Origin of the sequence: Klebsiella sp. C360, from assembly GCF_048822415.1 — a bacterium.
Lineage (GTDB): Bacteria > Pseudomonadota > Gammaproteobacteria > Enterobacterales > Enterobacteriaceae > Klebsiella > Klebsiella quasipneumoniae.
On the sequence record NZ_JBMEZZ010000003.1, the window covers coordinates 165,827 to 184,518 of the forward strand.

At 61.2% G+C, this 18,692-nt stretch carries 20 protein-coding genes; 12 read left to right on the forward strand and 8 right to left on the reverse strand.

Features of this window, described 5'->3' with window-relative positions; genetic code table 11:
* Positions 1-8: 8 nt before the first annotated feature.
* The 5 genes from sufC (at position 9) to ldtE (ending at position 4,735) form a co-directional block, all read left to right on the forward strand.
* Positions 9-755, forward strand: a complete 747-nt coding sequence (gene sufC / locus ACOI7D_RS09665; RefSeq protein WP_048335957.1) for a Fe-S cluster assembly ATPase SufC — start codon at positions 9-11, stop codon at positions 753-755.
* The gene (gene sufD / locus ACOI7D_RS09670; RefSeq protein ID WP_281166475.1) at positions 730-2,004 is read left to right on the forward strand and encodes a Fe-S cluster assembly protein SufD; all 1,275 of its coding nucleotides are present in this window, start codon (positions 730-732) and stop codon (positions 2,002-2,004) included. The genes sufC and sufD overlap by 26 nt, the downstream gene beginning before the upstream one ends.
* Positions 2,001-3,221: a cysteine desulfurase SufS gene (gene sufS / locus ACOI7D_RS09675; protein WP_109547214.1), complete on the forward strand. Its 1,221-nt coding sequence runs from the start codon at positions 2,001-2,003 to the stop codon at positions 3,219-3,221. The genes sufD and sufS overlap by 4 nt, the downstream gene beginning before the upstream one ends.
* An 11-nt stretch (positions 3,222-3,232) precedes the next feature.
* A complete protein-coding gene (gene sufE / locus ACOI7D_RS09680; RefSeq protein ID WP_023290073.1) occupies positions 3,233-3,649 on the forward strand; it encodes a cysteine desulfuration protein SufE in 417 nt (138 codons plus the stop codon).
* A 99-nt stretch (positions 3,650-3,748) separates the two neighbouring features.
* Positions 3,749-4,735, forward strand: coding sequence for a L,D-transpeptidase LdtE (ldtE, locus tag ACOI7D_RS09685; RefSeq protein ID WP_065881334.1), 987 nt, complete (start codon positions 3,749-3,751; stop codon positions 4,733-4,735).
* Positions 4,736-4,796: 61 nt separating this feature from the next.
* Here the strand turns inward: ldtE and ACOI7D_RS09690 are convergent, their stop codons facing one another.
* From ACOI7D_RS09690 to ACOI7D_RS09700, 3 genes are all read right to left on the reverse strand, one after another.
* Positions 4,797-5,033 carry a major outer membrane lipoprotein gene (locus ACOI7D_RS09690; RefSeq protein WP_002908860.1) on the reverse strand — a complete coding sequence of 79 codons (237 nt, stop codon included), beginning with the start codon at positions 5,031-5,033 and terminating at the stop codon, positions 4,797-4,799.
* Positions 5,034-5,346: 313 nt separating this feature from the next.
* A complete protein-coding gene (gene pykF, locus ACOI7D_RS09695) occupies positions 5,347-6,759 on the reverse strand; it encodes a pyruvate kinase PykF (RefSeq protein WP_023290071.1) in 1,413 nt (470 codons plus the stop codon).
* A 7-nt stretch (positions 6,760-6,766) separates the two neighbouring features.
* Positions 6,767-6,952, reverse strand: a complete 186-nt coding sequence (locus ACOI7D_RS09700; protein ID WP_418133804.1) for a hypothetical protein — start codon at positions 6,950-6,952, stop codon at positions 6,767-6,769.
* Here ACOI7D_RS09700 and ACOI7D_RS09705 point away from each other — a divergent pair.
* Both ACOI7D_RS09705 and fumD read left to right on the forward strand, forming a co-directional pair.
* On the forward strand, positions 6,897-7,028 hold the full coding sequence (locus tag ACOI7D_RS09705; protein ID WP_032428887.1) for a hypothetical protein: 132 nt from the start codon (positions 6,897-6,899) through the stop codon (positions 7,026-7,028). The genes ACOI7D_RS09700 and ACOI7D_RS09705 overlap by 56 nt on opposite strands.
* Positions 7,029-7,264: 236 nt before the next feature.
* Complete coding sequence (gene fumD, locus ACOI7D_RS09710) at positions 7,265-7,477, forward strand: fumarate hydratase FumD (RefSeq protein ID WP_004203074.1); 213 nt, start codon at positions 7,265-7,267, stop codon at positions 7,475-7,477.
* 17 nt (positions 7,478-7,494) lie between these two features.
* Here fumD and ACOI7D_RS09715 read toward each other — a convergent pair whose 3' ends face one another.
* Positions 7,495-8,133, reverse strand: a complete 639-nt coding sequence (locus tag ACOI7D_RS09715) for a TetR/AcrR family transcriptional regulator (RefSeq protein ID WP_023290070.1) — start codon at positions 8,131-8,133, stop codon at positions 7,495-7,497.
* Positions 8,134-8,259: 126 nt separating this feature from the next.
* On the opposite strand from ACOI7D_RS09715, the gene ACOI7D_RS09720 reads away from it, so the two are divergent.
* From ACOI7D_RS09720 to ACOI7D_RS09735, 4 genes are all read left to right on the forward strand, one after another.
* Entirely contained in the window at positions 8,260-10,113 is a 1,854-nt protein-coding gene (locus ACOI7D_RS09720; protein WP_050533313.1) for a bifunctional sugar phosphate isomerase/epimerase/4-hydroxyphenylpyruvate dioxygenase family protein, read from the forward strand.
* 71 nt (positions 10,114-10,184) lie between these two features.
* Entirely contained in the window at positions 10,185-11,507 is a 1,323-nt protein-coding gene (locus ACOI7D_RS09725) for an MFS transporter (RefSeq protein WP_109547215.1), read from the forward strand.
* Positions 11,508-11,522: 15 nt separating this feature from the next.
* A complete protein-coding gene (locus ACOI7D_RS09730) occupies positions 11,523-12,359 on the forward strand; it encodes a shikimate dehydrogenase family protein (protein WP_109547216.1) in 837 nt (278 codons plus the stop codon).
* Between the two features lie 56 nt (positions 12,360-12,415).
* Positions 12,416-13,159, forward strand: a complete 744-nt coding sequence (locus ACOI7D_RS09735) for an extracellular solute-binding protein (protein ID WP_109547592.1) — start codon at positions 12,416-12,418, stop codon at positions 13,157-13,159.
* Here the strand turns inward: ACOI7D_RS09735 and ACOI7D_RS09740 are convergent.
* The 4 genes from ACOI7D_RS09740 to ACOI7D_RS09755 all read right to left on the reverse strand — a co-directional run bounded on the left by ACOI7D_RS09740 (position 13,143) and on the right by ACOI7D_RS09755 (position 16,849).
* Positions 13,143-13,892 (reverse strand): ABC transporter ATP-binding protein, encoded by a 750-nt coding sequence (locus ACOI7D_RS09740; protein WP_109547217.1) that lies wholly within the window; start codon positions 13,890-13,892, stop codon positions 13,143-13,145. The genes ACOI7D_RS09735 and ACOI7D_RS09740 overlap by 17 nt on opposite strands.
* Entirely contained in the window at positions 13,889-14,896 is a 1,008-nt protein-coding gene (locus ACOI7D_RS09745; RefSeq protein WP_109547218.1) for a FecCD family ABC transporter permease, read from the reverse strand. Before ACOI7D_RS09745 ends, ACOI7D_RS09740 begins: the two co-directional genes overlap by 4 nt.
* The gene (locus tag ACOI7D_RS09750; RefSeq protein WP_109547219.1) at positions 14,886-15,944 is read right to left on the reverse strand and encodes an ABC transporter substrate-binding protein; all 1,059 of its coding nucleotides are present in this window, start codon (positions 15,942-15,944) and stop codon (positions 14,886-14,888) included. The genes ACOI7D_RS09745 and ACOI7D_RS09750 overlap by 11 nt, the downstream gene beginning before the upstream one ends.
* A 92-nt stretch (positions 15,945-16,036) precedes the next feature.
* Positions 16,037-16,849: a DNA-binding transcriptional regulator gene (locus ACOI7D_RS09755; RefSeq protein ID WP_109547220.1), complete on the reverse strand. Its 813-nt coding sequence runs from the start codon at positions 16,847-16,849 to the stop codon at positions 16,037-16,039.
* A gap of 177 nt (positions 16,850-17,026) precedes the next feature.
* On the opposite strand from ACOI7D_RS09755, the gene ACOI7D_RS09760 reads away from it, so the two are divergent.
* The gene (locus ACOI7D_RS09760; protein WP_109547221.1) at positions 17,027-18,691 is read left to right on the forward strand and encodes a bifunctional 3-(3-hydroxy-phenyl)propionate/3-hydroxycinnamic acid hydroxylase; all 1,665 of its coding nucleotides are present in this window, start codon (positions 17,027-17,029) and stop codon (positions 18,689-18,691) included.
* Position 18,692 lies beyond the last annotated feature (1 nt).

Below are 18,692 nucleotides of genomic sequence, written 5' to 3' on the forward strand. Positions count from 1 at the left end.
GAAAAAAGATGTTAAGTATTCAAGATTTACACGTCGCCGTCGAAGATAAAGCGATCCTGCGCGGGCTGAACCTTGCGGTGCGTCCGGGGGAGGTCCACGCCATTATGGGGCCGAACGGCTCGGGGAAAAGTACGCTTTCGGCCACCCTGGCCGGGCGCGAAGATTACGAGGTCACTGGCGGCAGCGTCGAGTTTAAGGGCAAAAACCTGCTGGAGCTCGCCCCGGAAGATCGCGCCGGGGAAGGCATCTTTATGGCCTTCCAGTATCCGGTGGAGATCCCCGGCGTCAGCAACCAGTTCTTCCTGCAGACCGCGCTGAATGCCGTGCGCAGCTATCGCGGCCAGGAGCCGCTGGATCGCTTCGACTTTCAGGATTTAATGGAAGAGAAAATCAGGTTGCTGCAGATGCCGGAAGATCTGCTGACCCGTTCGGTGAACGTGGGTTTCTCCGGCGGCGAGAAAAAGCGTAACGACATTCTGCAGATGGCGGTGCTTGAGCCGGAGTTGTGCATTCTCGATGAATCGGATTCCGGGCTCGACATCGATGCCCTGAAAATCGTCTCCCAGGGCGTGAACGCGCTGCGCGACGGCAAACGCGCCTTCATCATCGTCACTCACTATCAGCGCATCCTTGACTATATCAAGCCGGACTATGTCCATGTGCTGTATCAGGGGCGGATTGTGAAGTCGGGGGATTTCACTCTCGTCAAACAGCTGGAGGAGCAGGGCTATGGCTGGCTTACCGAACAGCAGTAATGCGCTGCAGCAGTGGCACCATCTGTTTGAAGCGCAGGGCGACCAGCGTACGCCGGAGGCCAGCCAGCATCTGCAGCAGCTGTTGCGCCTGGGTCTGCCGACGCGCAAGCAGGAGGACTGGAAATACACCCCGCTGGACGCGCTGATTAACGGCCGCTTCGTCGCCGATGAGGGAGCGTCGATCAGCGCCGAACAGCGTGACGCGCTGGCGCTGCCGCTGGACGCCTGGCGACTGGTGTTTATCGACGGTCGCTATCATCCTGAGCTGAGCGACGATCTCGCCGCCAGCGGCGTGGAGGTCAGTGTCGATAACCAGCGCCAGCATCTGCCGGGTGCCCTCCAGCCGGAGGTGTTTCTCCATCTGACCGAAAGCCTGGCGCAGACGGTGACCCGCCTGCGCGTGCCGCGCAACCGTCGCCTGGACAAGCCGCTGCTGCTGATGCATATCACCCGCGGCCTGGCCGGCGATGCGCTGAATACCGCCCACTATCGTCACCATCTGGCGCTGGAGAGCGGGGCGGAGGCGACGATTGTCGAGCACTATCTTAGCCTTGATGAGCAACCGCACTTCACCGGCGGGCGGCTGACCATGACGGTGGCGGACAACGCGCGCCTGCAGCACTTCAAGCTGGCGTTCGAGAACGCGCACAGCTACCACTTCGCCCATAACGACCTGCTGCTGGGCCGCGACGCCTCGGCTTTCAGCAGCAGTTTCCTGCTCGGCGGTCAGGTGCTGCGTCATCACACCAGCACGCGTCTGGGCGGCGAAAACAGCGACCTGCGTCTTAACTCGCTGGCGATGCCGGTGAAAAATGAGGTCTGCGACAGCCGCACCTGGCTGGACCACCAGGTGGGGTACTGCACCAGCCGCCAGCTGCATAAAACCATTGTCAGCGATAAGGGCCGGGCGGTGTTTAACGGGCTGATCAACGTCGCGCCGCATGCGCTGAAAACCGACGGCCAGATGACCAACAACAATCTGCTGCTCGGGCGGCTGGCGGAGGTCGACACCAAACCGCAGCTGGAGATTTACGCCGATGACGTGAAATGCAGCCACGGGGCGACGGTAGGGCGCATTGACGAAGAACAGCTGTTCTATCTGCGCTCGCGCGGGATTGAACAGCAGGCGGCGCAGCAGATGATCCTCTACGCCTTCGCCGCCGAGCTTACCGAAGCTATCCACAGCGATGCGCTCAGAGAGCAGGTGCTGGCGCGGATTGGAGAGCGTTTGCCGGGAGGCACAGCATGACATTTTCAGTAGAACGGGTTCGCGCCGATTTTCCGGTACTGAGCCGGGAGGTTAACGGCCAGCCGCTGGTCTATCTTGACAGCGCCGCCAGCGCCCAGAAACCGGAGGCGGTGATTGGCGCCGAAGCGGAATTCTATCGCCACGGCTACGCGGCGGTGCATCGTGGGATCCATACCCTCAGCGCGGAAGCCACCTCGCGGATGGAGGCGGTGCGCCAGCAGGCGGCCATCTTCCTTAACGCCGGCTCGGCGGAGGAGCTGGTATTCGTGCGCGGCACCACCGAGGGCATTAACCTGGTGGCCAACAGCTGGGGAAACGCCAACGTCGGCGCCGGGGATAACATCATCATCAGCGAGATGGAGCACCACGCCAACATCGTACCGTGGCAGATGCTCTGCGCCAGGGTAGGGGCTGAGCTGCGGGTGATCCCCCTCAACCCGGACGGCACCCTGCAGCTGGACGTGGTTCCCGGGCTGTTTGACCAGCGTACCCGCCTGCTGGCGATAACCGAAGTCTCCAACGTGCTGGGGACGGAAAACCCGCTGTCGGCGCTGATTGCCCTTGCGCATCAGCATGGCGCGAAAGTGCTGGTGGACGGCGCCCAGGCGGTGATGCACCACCCGGTGGACGTTCAGGCGCTGGGCTGCGATTTTTATGTCTTCTCCGGCCATAAACTGTACGGCCCGACCGGGATCGGCGTGCTCTACGCCCGGGCCGAGCTGCTGCAGACAATGGCGCCATGGGAAGGGGGCGGGTCGATGATCGCCACCGTCAGCCTGACGGAGGGCACCACCTGGAACCAGGCGCCCTGGCGCTTTGAGGCCGGCACGCCGAATACCGGGGGGATCATTGGCCTCGGCGCGGCGCTGAGCTACGTCAGCCAGCTGGGACTGACCCAGATCGCCGAATACGAGCAGACGCTGATGCGCTACGCGCTGGAGGCCCTGCGCGCGGTGCCGGATCTGATCCTCTACGGTCCGGCGCAGCGCAAAGGGGTGATTGCCTTTAACCTCGGCCAGCATCACGCCTATGACGTCGGCAGCTTCCTCGATAACTACGGGATCGCCGTGCGGACCGGGCATCACTGCGCCATGCCGCTGATGGCCCGCTATCAGGTACCGGCCATGTGTCGGGCGTCGCTGGCGATGTACAATACCACGGAAGAGGTGGACCGCCTGGTGGCCGGCCTCCAGCGGATCCGCAAACTATTAGGGTAAAGGACGTGACGATGGCGGCATTACCGGACAAAGACAAACTGTTGCGCAATTTTAGCCGTTGCGCCAACTGGGAAGAGAAGTATCTCTATATCATTGAGCTGGGCCAGCGGCTGCCGCCGCTGAGCGCCGAGGAGCACAGCCCGCAGAACATTATTCAGGGCTGTCAAAGCCAGGTGTGGATCGTGATGGCGCAGGATCCTTCCGGCGTTGTCACCCTGCGCGGCGACAGCGATGCGGCGATTGTCAAAGGGCTGATTGCGGTGGTGTTTATCCTTTATGACCGGATGACCGCCCAGGACATCACCGAGTTCGACGTCCGCCCGTGGTTTGAAAAAATGGCCCTCACCCAGCATCTTACCCCCTCCCGCTCGCAGGGCCTCGAAGCCATGATCCGCGCGATACGCGCGAAAGCCGCAAATATTAGCTAGAATAAACAGGTAGATTTCATTCTGTTACGTCCGGCAGGGCGCTGACCCTGCCGCCGTTCAGTCTCCTGGCGTTTTATCAGCGAAAGAAGGAATCTCAGTATGAAACGCAAAACGATGATCGCTTTAGCCCTTCTCAGCGCCCTTGGCGCCTCACCGGCCGCCTGGGCCGTCGATTACCCGCTGCCTCCGGCCAACAGCCGGCTGATTGGCCAGAACCAGTACTGGACGGTTCAGGAGAGCGATCGCAACCTGCAGGCGATTGCCCGCCATTTCGATACCGCGGCGATGCTGATCCTTGAAGCCAACGATACCATCGCGCCGGTGCAGCCGAAGCCCGGGACCCAGGTGCTGATCCCTTCTCAGATGCTGCTGCCCGACGTGCCGCGGGAGGGGATTGTCGTCAACCTCGCGGAGCTGCGGCTGTACTACTTCCCGCCGGGAGAGAATCAGGTCCAGGTTTATCCCCTGGGCATCGGCCAGTTAGGGCTGGAAACGCCGGAGATGACCACCCGCGTCGGGCAGAAGATCCCTAACCCGACCTGGACACCCACCGCCGGCATCCGCGCGCGCTCGCTGGAGAAAGGGGTGACGCTCCCGGCGGTGGTGCCGGCCGGGCCGAATAACCCGCTGGGCCGCTATGCGCTGCGTCTGGCCTACGGTAACGGCGAATATCTCATCCACGGGACTAACGCGCCGGACAGCGTTGGGCTGCGCGTCAGCTCGGGCTGTATGCGGATGAACGCCGATGACATCAAGGCGCTGTTCAGTCAGGTGAAAACCGGGACGCCGGTGCGGATCATCAATCAGCCGGTGAAGTTTGCCGTCGAGCCGGATGGTAAACGTTATGTAGAGGTCCACAGGCCGCTGTCGCAGACGGAAGGGGAAAACACCCGGACCATCGCTTACACGCTGCCAGCGGCGTTTCACGCCTTCGCAGAGGATAAAGCGGTGGATGACCTGCAGCTGAAAAAAGCGATGTCGAGAAGGGCGGGCTATCCGGTGGTGGTATCGACGGGGGCGGGTAGCGCGGCGACGTCGCTGTCGGCGCAGAACAGTTCGTCTGACAACGGCCTGCTCACCCAGTAGCCCTCAGCGCGAGGGCAAAAAAAATGGCGCACAGAGTGCGCCATTTTTATTACCAGAACTCTTACTTACGGTAAGAGTGAGCCTGGTTGTCCAGACGCTGGTTAGCGCGAGCTGCGTCGTCTTTAGCAGCCTGAACGTCGGAACGCATTGCGTTCACGTCGTTGCTCAGCTGGTCAACTTTAGCGTTCAGAGTCTGAACGTCAGAAGACAGCTGATCGATTTTAGCATTGCTGGAGCAACCAGCCAGCAGAGTAGAACCCAGGATTACCGCGCCCAGTACCAGTTTAGTACGATTCATTATTAATACCCTCTAGATTGAGTTAATCTCCATGTAGCGTTACAAGTATTACACAAACTTTTTTGGGATGAGAATATTTTTTTTACCTGAACGCACTTATTTTTGATCGTTCGCTCAAAGAAGCATCGAATTGGTCAAAATCGCTGAAAAAGGCGAGTGAAAACAGCACGCTTCCATCGGATTCATCTTAGATAATCTCTTATTAAATAGTAAATTCCGATTTGCATTTTTAATAGGAAGAGCTAGTCGATGAATAAAAAAAAGCGCCCCGAGAGGCGCTTTATTAAAAAAAAACCAATTAACCTGTAAATTATTACAGCACGTGCACGGAAGCGGTATTAGTGGTGCCGCTCGGGACTAATGCGCCAGAGACCATCACCACCACGTCGCCTTTGCGCGCGAGGCCGCTCTTCAGCGCCAGATCTTTACCCAGGTGATAGAAATCATCCGTAGAGGCAATCTCTTCCACCAGCTGCGGCACAACGCCCTTGCTCAGCACCAGCTGGCGAGCAGTGGTTTCGTTGGTGGTCAGCGCCAGGATGGTGGCATCCGGGAAGTATTTGCGCACAGCGCGTGCGGATTTACCGCCCTGGGTGGCGACCACGATCAGCGGCGCTTCCAGTTTCTCAGCGGTTTCTACCGCGCCGCGGCACACCGCTTCGGTGATGCGCAGTTTACGGTTGTCGTTGTTGAAATCCAGACGGCTGGTCATGACGCGGTCGGTACGTTCGCAGATGGTCGCCATGATGGTGACCGCTTCCAGCGGGTATTTACCTTTCGCCGATTCGCCGGACAGCATTACCGCATCGGTGCCGTCGAGGATGGCGTTGGCCACGTCGCCGGCTTCAGCGCGGGTCGGACGTGGGTTTTTGATCATGGAGTCCAGCATCTGGGTCGCGGTGATAACCACTTTGCGCGCGCGGATACATTTTTCGATGATCATTTTCTGCGCGAAGATAACTTCTTCAACCGGGATCTCAACGCCCATGTCGCCACGAGCAACCATGATGCCGTCAGAGGCTTCGAGGATTTCGTCGAAGTTGTTCAGGCCTTCCTGGTTTTCGATTTTGGAGATGATCTGGATGTTTTCGCCGCCGTGGGCTTTCAGGTGCTCACGGATCTCGACGACGTCGGAACGCTTACGGATGAAAGAGGCCGCGACGAAGTCCACGCCCTGTTCGCAACCGAAGATCAGGTCCTGTTTGTCTTTTTCCGCCAGCGCCGGCAGGGCGATAGAGACGCCCGGCAGGTTCACGCCTTTGTTCTCGCCAAGGTCGCCGTTGTTCAGCACTTTACAGATAACTTTGTTGCCTTCGATAGCGGTCACTTCCATGCCGATCAGGCCATCGTCCACCAGAACGGTGTTGCCGACGCTCAGGTCAGAGGTGAAGCCTTCATAGGTTACCGCAACGATTTCGCTGTTGCCGATGACCGATTTATCGGTGGTGAAGGTGAAAGTCTGGCCCGCTTTCAGGGAGACGTCGTTGCCGCCTTCCAGCTTGATGGTACGAATTTCCGGTCCTTTGGTGTCCAGCAGAATAGCGGCTTTCTTACCGGTTTTGCTCATCACATTGCGCAGGTTCTGGATGCGCTGACCGTGTTCCGCATAGTCACCGTGGGAGAAGTTCAGACGCATCACGTTCATGCCGGCTTCCAGCATTTTGGTCAGCATCTCTTCAGATTCGGTTTTCGGACCGATGGTGCAAACAATTTTGGTCTTTTTCATGACAGTTTTAGTCTTTAAGTTGTGAAGGATATGGAATTCTCGCTCCGCGGGCGCACTGCCGGGGAGCCAAACCTGTATTACGAAAGTTGCTAAGCCACGCCCTAAGGATAGGTGACAACCCTGAAGCGTGCAGAAGAATGTGTGCTGGCGGTTCAGCCCATGAAATGTGGCAAGGTGTTATGCGTTTTATCATGCAGTCCAATGCGCTGAAACCATTCAAGAAAGAATCGAAGCGCATTATACGCTGGCGAAATCAAAAAGGAAAATAAAAACCTCGTTTCAAATTATGGACAAAACGCGTAACAAAACCGGCACGTTATGCATAAAACTATGCAACACATTTTTTCAACAGGCGGGATGAAAAGGGGCGGCGGAAAGGGAATTTTCTCCCGTTATGAGGCGGTAAAATGCGCCATTGACCCGGTAACGGGAGGATGATTTGCGTTGCCGGAAAAATCTATCAATAATGATTTGATTGATAATGAGAAAATGCGAGCCAGACTCAATGGGAAATAAAGCGAAAGACGACGAGCTGTACCAGGAAATGTGCCGCGTGGTGGGCAAAGTGGTGCTGGAGATGCGTGACCTTGGCCAGGAGCCGAAACACATTGTCATCGCCGGCGTGCTGCGCACCTCGCTGGCGAACAGCAAAATCCAGCGTTCACCGCTCACCGAGGAGGCAATGGCGAAGGTCATTCACGCCCTCTCCGGACACTGACGCCTTTCGCCGGCGGGTCAGGAAATCACGAAGCGGACCACCGCCCGGACGGCAATGTCGCAGTGGTGGGCCACCATCGCTTCATCGTCAATGGCGGGCAGCGGATCGTCAAGGTACAGACTGCTGAAGGTGTAGAAATTCGACACCTGATAAAAGCTAAAGCTGCTGATTAACCGGTGCACATCGCGCGCTTCCAGCCCCGCCTGAAAGACCCCCTGTTGCTGGCCGCGCTGCAAAATGTCTTCGAGAATCGACAGGGCGGTACGATTCAGCGGCTTCAGCTCTCCCGAGGTCTTCAGCCACTTGCCGCGCTGCATGTTCTCCATGCAAATCACCCGCATATAGTCCGCGTGGGTGGCGTGATAGCGCACGCTCCAGCGCACCAGCCGCACCAGCGCCTCTACCGGCGGCACATTCTCCAGCCCCAGCTGCTGCTCGGTTTCGCGGATCCGCGCATACACATGCTGCAGCACCTCCTGATAGAGCTGCTCTTTGCTTTTGAAATAGTAGACCACCATGCGCTTGGTGGTCTGCGCCTCGGTGGCGATCTGCTCCATGCGGGCGCCTGACAGCCCGTGTTCGGCAAAGACGGCGATAGCGGCGCTGAAGATCCGCTCCTTCAGAGATTGTGCTTCATCATGAGCAACGGCGGTCATGGCAACTCCTTTTTCTTGGGTGACAAAAAATACACATAATGATCACAATTTAGCAACCTGGTATGGCGCAAATGAACCAAATGATACATATTCAAGGCTCACGTCAGCTGTTGACCCGAGGACCTTATGCTGCGCTCTATCGCCACCGTTTCGATTTCCGGCACCCTGCCAGAGAAGCTGCACGCTATTGCGGCGGCGGGGTATCAGGGTGTGGAAATTTTCGAGAACGATCTGCTCTATTATACGGGGACGCCGGCGGAAATCCGCCAGCTGGCCGCCGATTTAGGGTTAAAAATCACGCTTTTTCAACCCTTTCGCGATTTTGAAGGCGCCAGCCGGGCGCAGTTTGCGGCCAATATGGCCCGCGCCAGACGCAAATTTGCGCTGATGCGCGAGCTGGGCTGCGACACGTTGCTGCTGTGCAGCAATGTGCAGCCGGACTGCTCGGCGGATAGCGAACTGCAGGTGGCGGACCTGCGGGCGCTGGCCACGCTGGCGGAAGAGGAGGGGATCGCTATCGGCTATGAGGCGCTGGCCTGGGGAACCCATGTGAACCGCTGGCAGCAGGCCTGGGAGCGGGTGCAGCGGGTGGACAGCCCGGCGCTGGGCCTGGTGCTCGACAGCTTCCATATCCTGGCCCGGGGAGACACCCTCGACGCGCTGCCATCGGTGCCGGTGGAGAAAATCACCTTCGTTCAGCTCGCCGATGCGCCGTATATGAAAATGGATCTCCTGGAGTGGAGTCGCCATTTCCGCTGCTTCCCCGGGCAGGGGGAGCTGCCGCTGGAGGCGTTTGCCGAGCAGATCACCCGCTGCGGCTATCGCGGCCCCTGGTCGCTGGAGATCTTTAATGACGGTTTTCGCGCCTCGCCGAACGGCGCGACGGCCAAAGATGGCTATCGTTCGCTGCTGTGGCTGGAGGAGCAGACTCGTCGCCGGCTCCCGGCGTGCGATGCCGATCTGTTTTCACCGCCGCCACCGCCGGTCTGTCACGGGCTGGAGTTTATCGAATTCGCCGCCAGCGTCGCCGAGGCGCAGCGCCTGGGGCAGCACCTGCAGGCGCTGGGTTTTCAGCACGAGGGAAGCCACCGCTCCAAACAGGTCACGCTGTGGCGCAACGGCGGGGCGCGGATCGTGATAAACCATCAGCCGCACAGCTGGGCCGATCACTTTTATCAACGCCACGGGGTATCGCTCTGCGCGATGGCGCTGCGGGTCGACAGCAGCGCGCCGATTGTCGCTCGCGCCCGCGCGCTGGGGTATGCCACCTGGCAGGGCGACGCCGGGCCGAACGAAACGCCGATCCCGGCGATCTGCGCCCCTGACGGCAGCCTGGTCTATCTCATCGATGCCGGGGAGGCGATCTACGAGCGCGACTTTCTCCTGCGCGATGGCGTGACGGTGCGCGAAGATTACCTCGGCATCGACCATCTGGCGCTGGGGATGGAAGCCGACAGCCGCGACAACTGGGTGATGTTCTTCCGCACGGTGTTTGGTTTTACGCTCGAACATGAGCAGACGCTGCCGGATCCCTATGGACTGGTGCGTAGTCTGGCGGTGCGCAGCCCGCAGGGGGAGATCCGCCTGGCGCTGAATATCTCCCAGAGCCGGGCGACGCAGATCGCCCGCTCGGTCGCCTGCTACCAGGGGGCGGGGTTGCAGCATGCCGCCTTTGCCTGCCGCGATCTGCCGGCCACCTGCGACCAGCTCGCCGCGGTTGCCGATCATGCGCTGCCGATCCCGGCCAATTACTATGACGATCTGCTGGCGCGCTTTGGCGGCGAGCTGGACGTCGGGCAGCTCCAGCGGCGGCAGCTCCTCTACGACCGCGATCCGCAGGGCGGAGCGTTCCTGCATCTGTATACCCGGCCCTTCATCGCCGGGCGCTTCTTCTTTGAATTAACCGAACGACGGGCAGGCTACGCGCTCTATGGCGCGGCGAATGCGGCCGTCCGTCTGGCGGCGATGCAGTATTGTTAGCCTGAATCAAATGGTTCATTATGCCTGAAACACAATAACAACACCCTCTGTACCCGAGACAGGAACCGACTATGAGCTCATATAGCCCTAACCCGACGGCCGCCGCCCAGCCAGCCGTCACCGCGCGCCGCTCCCGGCGGCGCATCGGCATTCTTACGCTGCTGGCCATCGGCACCATGATCAACTACCTCGATCGCACCGTGCTGGGGATCGCCGCCCCAAAGCTGACCGGTGAGCTGGGGATTGACCCTGCGCTCATGGGGATCCTCTTCTCCGCTTTCGCCTGGACCTACGCTCTGGCGCAGATCCCCGGCGGGCTGTTTCTCGACCGTTTTGGCAACAAAGTGACCTATTTTCTGTCGCTGACCCTGTGGTCGCTGTTTACCCTGTTCCACGGCATGGCGGTGGGGCTGAAGACGCTGCTGCTGTGCCGTTTCGGGCTTGGCGTCAGCGAAGCGCCGTGCTTTCCGGTGAACAGCCGGGTGGTCAGCGCCTGGTTCCCGCAGCAGGAGCGCGCGAAGGCCACGGCGGTGTACACCGTGGGGGAATACCTCGGGCTGGCCTGCTTTGCCCCGCTGCTGTTCTGGATCATGGACGGCTTCGGCTGGCGGGTGCTGTTCGTCAGCGTCGGCGTGGTCGGCATTCTGTTCGCCCTGGTGTGGTGGCGCTGCTACCGCGAACCGCATGAAGACCCTCGTCTCAGCCAGCAGGAGCGCGAGCATATCGAAAACGGCGGCGGCCTGAGCGCCCCAGCCGACCAGCAGGTGGCGTTCAGCTGGCCGCTGGTCCGCCAGCTGCTGAGCAAACGTCAGATCATCGGCGCCAGTATCGGCCAGTTTGCCGGCAACACGGTGCTGGTATTCTTTCTTACCTGGTTTCCCACCTGGCTGGCCACCGAACGCCATATGCCGTGGCTGAAGGTCGGTTTCTTTTCCATCCTGCCGTTTGTCGCCGCCGCCGGCGGGGTGATGTTTGGCGGCTGGATCTCCGACAAGCTGCTTAAAGCCACCGGGTCGGCCAACCTGGGGCGTAAGCTGCCGATCGTCGCCGGCCTGCTGATGGCCAGCTGCATCATCTCCGCCAACTGGCTGCAGAGCGACCTGGCGGTGATCCTGGTGATGTCGTTTGCCTTTTTTGGCCAGGGGATGGTGGGCCTCGGCTGGACGCTGATCTCCGACATCGCCCCGAAGGGGCTGGGCGGGCTCACCGGCGGCCTGTTCAACTTTTGCGCCAACCTCGCGGGGATCCTCACCCCGCTGGTGATCGGCTTTATCGTCGCCGGGTTCGGCAATTTCTTCTACGCGTTGATCTACATCGGCGGCGCCGCGCTGCTGGGCGTGGCAGCCTATCTGTTTATCCTCGGCGACGTCAAACGTATCGAGTTATCGCAGTAAGCAAAGGAGCAAGGCATGGTGATTAGTGGGAATACGCGGCTGATAGCGCATCTTGGCTATCCGACCGCCAGTTTTAAGGCGCCGATGATCTACAACCCGTGGTTTGTCGACCAGCAGGTGGACGTGAAGGTGGTGCCAATGGGCGTCAGGCCGGAGGACTATGCCGCGTTTATTCCGCCGCTGTTTACGATGACCAATATCATCGGCGCGCTGGTGACGATGCCGCATAAAATCACCACCTGCGATCTGGTGCAACGCCTGAGCCCGACGGCGGCTATCGCCGGCGCCTGCAACGCCATCCGTCGCGAGGCGGACGGCAGCCTCTCCGGGGACATGTTCGATGGCGACGGCTTTGTGCTGGGCCTGCGCCGTAAGGGATTTCAGCCTGAGGGGACGCGGGCGCTGGTGGTCGGCAGCGGCGGGGTGGGGTCGGCTATCGCCGCCTCCCTTGCGGCGGCAGGGGTCAGCGCCCTGACCCTGTACGATACCCGTCCCGAGGTGGCGCACGCTCTCGCTGGACGGCTGCATCAGCACTATCCACAGCTCGATATCACTCTGATGCAGCACGATCCTGCCGGACACGAGCTGGTGGTCAACGCCACGCCGCTGGGGATGAAGGTCAGCGATCCGCTACCGCTGGACGTTGACCGTCTGGCGCCAGGCACCTGGGTGGGGGAGGTGGTGATGACCCAGGAGTATACTCCGCTGCTGAGAGCCGCCCAGGCGCGACAGTGCCACATCCAGCGCGGGACCGACATGCTGTTTGAAATGATCCCTGCCTATCTGCGCTTTTTCGACCTGCCGGTAGCCACCCCCGAACAGCTGCGGGCGCTGGCGGAAATTCGCTACTGACGCGGCGTCAGTTCGGGTAAGATAGCGTTATATTATCTGTTTTATAGCGAATGACGATGATCTCTCCTCCTCTCATGCTGCTGGCGGCGGGAAGCCTGAAAAGCGCTTTCCAGCCGCTGGTGGCGCAGTTCCAGCAGCACACCGGCCTGGCGGTCGATGTGCAGTTTGGCCCCGCCGGCCTGCTGCGCGAGCGGATTGAGTCCGGGACGCCGTGCGCGGTTTTCGCTTCCGCCAACGCGGCGCACCCGCAGGCGCTGCTGCAGGCGGGTCTGGCGCAGGAGTGCCGGGGATTGGCCCGTAACCAGTTGATGCTCACCGTCCGGCGGTCGCCGGAGAACGACGCGCTGGACTGGCTGGCGCTGCTCAGCGCGCCCCGCCTGCGGCTGGCGACCTCCACCCCGGGCTGCGATCCGTCGGGAGATTATACCTGGCAGCTGTTTACCCGCCTTGAGGCGCGCTATCCGGGGCTGGGCAAAGCGTTGTCCGGGCGGGCGCAGCCGCTGGTCGGCGGCAGAGATTCGCTGAGCGTGCCGCCGGGAGCGATAGCCGGCGCGTGGCTTATTCGCCAGAACCTGGCGGATCTGTTTATCGGCTATGCGCACTATGGGGCCGCGCTGGCCGCCTGCGATGATCTGCGCACCCTGGTCATCCCCGCGCCGTGGAACATTTGCTGCGACTATCAGCTGGCGCGCCTTAGCGCCGACCCCGCCGCCACAGCCCTGTATCGCTTTATCCTCGGCGAGGCCGGGCAGGCCTGTCTCCGGCGGGCGGGGTTTTTATCCTTCAGCGACGCAGGGTAAACCCGGGGGCCAGCAGAGGATAAGCGGCCGCGGGATGGTGGATCAAACGTACCGGCAGGCCGTAGGCTTGCCGGAGGTGCGTTTCACTTAGCACGTCGGCCGTCTCGCCCGCCAGCCACTGGCCCTCCGGCAGGAGAAGGAGCGTATGGCTGGCCACCTGCAGGGCATGGTTCGGGTCATGGGTGGTGAACAGGACGGTGCGCGCCTGACGGTGAGCGAGGTCGTCGATCAGCTGCAACACCACCTGCTGGTTACCAAGGTCCAGCGCAGAACAGGGTTCATCCAGCAGGATATTCTGGCTGGCGCTGACCAGCGCGCGGGCGATGAGCACCAGCTGCTGCTGGCCGCCGGAGAGAGAGCTAAAATCGTGTCGGGCCAGGGGGGCAATGCCCAGCTGCGCCAGGGCTTTCACAACCCGTCGAGCGTCCTCCTCGCCCGGCTGGGCAAAGAGATCCACGTGACGGGCGCGGCCCATCAGCACCACATCACTCACTCGCCAGCTGAAAGCGGGGCGAAACGACTGCGGGACAAGGGCCACGCCGCCCTCGCACTGCATCTGGCCGCCAAGCGGGGGCAATACGCCGCTCAGGGTGTCCAGCAGAGTACTTTTTCCCCGGCCATTGGCGCCGAGTACCGCCCAGATCTCACCGGACCGGCAGGCCAGTGTCAGCGGGTCGAAGAGCGGTTGACGGCGACCGTAGCGTAGCGCTTCCAGCGATAAGGATATGTTCATGGCGCCATCCTCCGGCGTCGGGACTGCACCAGCAAAAAGGTAAACAGCGGCGCTCCCAGCAGGGCGGTGATAATCCCAATCGGGATCTCCGCCTGGGTCAGCGTGCGCGCCAGATCGTCCACCACCAGCATCAGGGCGGCGCCGAGCCAGAATGCGGTGGGGAGCAGGGGACGATGATCGGCCCCCACCAGCAGGCGGGCGAGGTGAGGGACCACCAGCCCCATCCAGGCGATGCTGCCGCTGACCGCTACCTGGGCGGCCACCAGCACCGCGCAGCAGACCAGCACGCCGCGACGCAGCGCGGCCACCGGAACGCCAAGACTGCGGGCATCCCGCTCCTCCAGCGCCAGCAGGTTGATGCGCCAGCGCAGCTGCCACAGCAGCCCGGCAGCCACGGTCATTGGCAAAAGCATGAGCAATACCTTATGCCAGTTGGCGGTCGCGAAGCTGCCGAGCAGCCAGAAGACAATGTTCGGTAACGTTTCTTCGCTATCGGCGAGGTACTGCATCAGACTGACCAGGGCGGCGAAAAAACCGCTGAGAATGATCCCTGACAGAATCAGCCCCAGCGTGCTTTCCCGCCCCTGCAGGGCGGCGAGGAGATAAATCAGCCCCAGCGCGATGAGGCCGAAGAAAAAGGTCGAGGCCATCATCAACAGGCTGCCGAATCCCAACAGGATCGCCAGCGTGCCGCCGAAGGCGGAGCCGGAGGTCACCCCAATGATATGCGGATCCACCAGCGGATTCTGGAACACCCCCTGTAAGGTGGCGCCGCACAGCCCCAGCGCGCCGCCGGCCAGCAGGGCCATGGCCACGCGCGGCAGGCGAACCGACCAGACGATCTGCCCAACCACCCCTTCACCGGGCGGCAGCTGGATCAGGGTATGCCCGACGGCGCTCAGGCTTAACGGATACTGGCCGACACCGAGAGAGGCAACGGCGATCGTCAGCGTCATCAGCGCCAGGCAAAGCGGCAACAGCCAGGGACGGGAATTAACGCGCATCGGGTGACCACGTCACACGAAAAAAACGCTGATAGTAATCCCTGGCTTTGCTGTCCACATCGATGTTCTGGTAGCGTGCAGGATAGAGTTTTTTCGCCATCCATAGCTCGCCCAGCGCCAGCGCCTCCGGCATTGGGTATCCCCAGGCTTTGGCGTATTCCGGCATCAGCCAGACGCGATGATGTTGCACCGCATCGATCGTCTGCCACTGCGGGTCGCTCTCTATCTGTTTGACCACCTGCGGATAACGGTCCTGGACGAAGATCACCTGCGGGTTCCACGCCAGGAGCTGCTCCAGCGATACCTGGCGGGCGCCTTTAACGCTCGCTGCCGCCACGTTCAGCGCCCCGGCGTGGGCCATCATCAGTCCGGTGTATTTTCCGGCGCCGTAGGTGTTCAGATCGGGATTGGCCATATAGACCCGCACCCGCTGGTTCTGCGGAATATCGGCCACCGGCGCGTTGGCCTGCTGGCGCGCCGCAAAGGTGTAGTGAATCAGCGCCTCGGCTTCGGGCTGGCGTTCGACGACCTCGCCGATAAGGCGGATCCCCTCCACCAGCCCGGCGTTATAGGCCTGCTCTTCGTCAGCCATGGTAGGGTTCATTTTATTTTTTTCCCCGGCGGCATCGTGGCGCAGCGAGATGGCCACCACCGGGATCCCGGCCTGCTGGATCTGCGCGATCATCGCCGGCGGCGCATAGTTGGCGACGAAAACCACCTGCGGACGTAGCGCCAGCAGGCTTTCAATATTGACCTGGGTGAGATCGCCCGGCGTCGCCAGTTGCGCGATTGTCGGCATAAAGCGGACGAACTGCGGCCCGAGCTGTTTCTTCCAGCTGCTTAAGACGCCGACGATATCCTCGGCGGCATGGAGTTGCACCAGCAGATTGAGCGTCTGATGCTGCAGAACCACTACGCGGGTGACGTGGTCGGGGAGGGTGACCTGGCGACCCAGCTGGTCAGTGACGGTACGGTCGGCGAAGGTCTGGCCGGTGAACAGGCTGGCGCTGAGCAGCGTCAGGCCCAGCAGTAAGGGGTGTTTTGACATGGCGTGGCTCGAGTGGCTTGAAAAATTCGATATATATTAAATTATATAACGATGCCGGGGGCAATAATTGATCGCCTTTCACCCCTTCACGATCAAGGAATGTCGTATAACACCTCTTCATCTTCCATACGGGCTTCTATCTGGCCCGCCACCCTCTGCAGCGCGGAGAGATGCTTCTGCGCCGCCTGCTCAATGGTCATGGCGCTGGCGATATAGACCAGGTTGAGGCAGCCGATGACCCGCTGCTGGCTGCAGACCGGCACGGCGATAGAGGCGATTTTCTCCTCCTGCCGCCAGCCGCGGAAATTTTCGCCATAGCCGTTCTGGCGGGTGCGGGCGAGGATCGCCGCCAGCCGTTCCGGTTCGCGAGCCAGCTGATACTCCGCTTCCGGACGGGCGGCGAGCATGCTGAGAATGGCGTCGCGCTCCGCGTCGGGGGCAAAGGCCAGCCACGTCAGACCGGAGGCGGTGAGCAGCAGCGGCAGTCGCCGTCCGACCATCGCCCGGTGAAACGACAGCCGACTGAAGCGGTGGGTGGTTTCGCGCACCACCATGGCGTCGACGTCGAGGGTGGTGATATCCGTCGGCCACTGGACCTCGCGCAGCAGCTCCCCGAGCAGCGGCGTGGCGAGGGCAGAAATCCAATGTTCGTCACGAAATCCGTCGCTCAGCTGGCGGACGTTAATGGTCAGACGAAAGCTGTCATCGGAGCGGCTGCGGCGGACAAAACCTTCCTCCTGCAGCGTCTCCAGCAGCCGGCGCACGGTGGTGCGATGCAGGCCGCTAAACTCCGCCAGCAGGCCGGGCGTCGCGCCGCCGTCGAATTTATTTAACAATTTTAATAACAATAAACCCCGGCTTAATCCGCGCACCGTTTTGTACTCAGTGGCCCCATCATCACGCATAAATCCTTCCTTAAAACGCTTTATAAACAGCGATGTGCACCTAGTGCACATTCAGCGATGTTTTGATTGTAGCCGAAAACACCCGCCCTATACTCAGCCCATTATAAAAATACGTTTACACATGATTAACAAATTGCCTGTCAGCCGGGCAGTTTCCGAGTCGTGAGGTCGCTAAGAATGACAACATCTACACCCGATATTCAACCCGCCGTGCAGCATACCGCCCAGGTCGCCATTGCCGGCGCCGGTCCGGTAGGCCTGATGATGGCCAACTACCTTGGCCAGATGGGCATCAGCGTGCTGCTGGTGGAAAAGCTCGACAAACTGATCGATTACCCGCGGGCCATCGGTATTGACGATGAATCGCTGCGGGCGATGCAGGCGGTGGGGCTGGTGGATGACGTGCTGCCGCACACCACGCCGTGGCACGCCATGCGCTTTCTGACCCCGAAGGGCCGCTGCTTTGCCGACATCCAGCCTATGACCGATGAGTTTGGCTGGTCGCGGCGCAATGCCTTTATTCAGCCGCAGGTGGATGCGGTGATGTATCACGGCCTGCAGCGTTTCCCGCAGGTCCGTTGCCTCTTTTCCCGCGAGGTGGAAGCCTTTAGCCAGAGCAGTGACGGTGTCACGTTAAATATCAAAGGACCGGACGGCGAGCGGGAGACGGTGCGCGCTGACTGGCTGGTGGCCTGCGACGGCGGCGCCAGCTTTATTCGCCGCACGCTGAACGTCCCTTTCGAAGGCAAGACCGCGCCGAACCAGTGGATCGTCATCGATATCGCCAACGATCCGCTGGCCACCCCGCACGTCTACCTGTGCTGCGACCCGGTGCGGCCCTACGTTTCCGCCGCGCTGCCCCACGGCGTGCGCCGATTTGAATTTATGGTGATGCCCGGGGAAACCGAAGCCCAGCTCAGCGAGCCGCACAATATGCGCCGTCTGCTGAGCAAAGTGCTGCCGTACCCGGATCGCGTCGAGCTGATCCGCCAGCGGGTCTACACCCATAACGCGCGCCTTGCCGAGCGCTTTCGCATTGACCGGGTGCTGCTGGCCGGCGACGCCGCGCACATCATGCCGGTCTGGCAGGGCCAGGGATACAACAGCGGCATGCGTGACGCCTTCAACCTGGCGTGGAAGCTGGCGCTGGTGGTCAACGGCAAAGCGGGAGAGGCGCTGCTTGACAGCTACCAGCAGGAGCGTCGCGACCACGCGAAGGCGATGATTGACCTGTCGGTCACCGCCGGTCACGTGCTGGCGCCGCCGAAGCGCTGGCAGGGCGCGGCGCGCGATGGCCTCTCCTGGCTGCTGAACTACCTGCCGCCGGTGAAACGTTACTTCCTCGAAATGCGTTTTAAGCCGATGCCGCAGTATCGCGAAGGGGCGCTGCTGACCGACGGCGCAGGCAAAGCCTCGCCGGTGGGCAAAATGTTTATTCAACCGCAGGTGACGCTGGAGAACGGCGAGAGTCTCCTGCTCGATGAGGTTATCGGGGCGAATTTCGCCATTATCGGCTGGGGCTGCAACCCGCAGTGGGGGCTCGACGCCGGGCAGATCGCCCGCTGGCGCGCGATAGGGGTGCGCTTTATCCAGGTCGTGCCGGAGGTGCAGATCCATCGCGAGCAGGATAACGCCCCGGGCACGCTGCGGGTGGGGGATAAGCAAAACCGTCTGAAGAGCTGGTTTGCGCAACATAACACCGCCATCGCCGTGGTCAGGCCGGACCGCTTTGTCGCCGCTCTCGCTATCCCGCAAACCCTCGGCGCGCAGCTGACCGCCCTGGCGGAAAAAATGACCCTTGCGGCCGGGGATACCGGCCACGCTGAAGAGAAGGTGGCCTGAT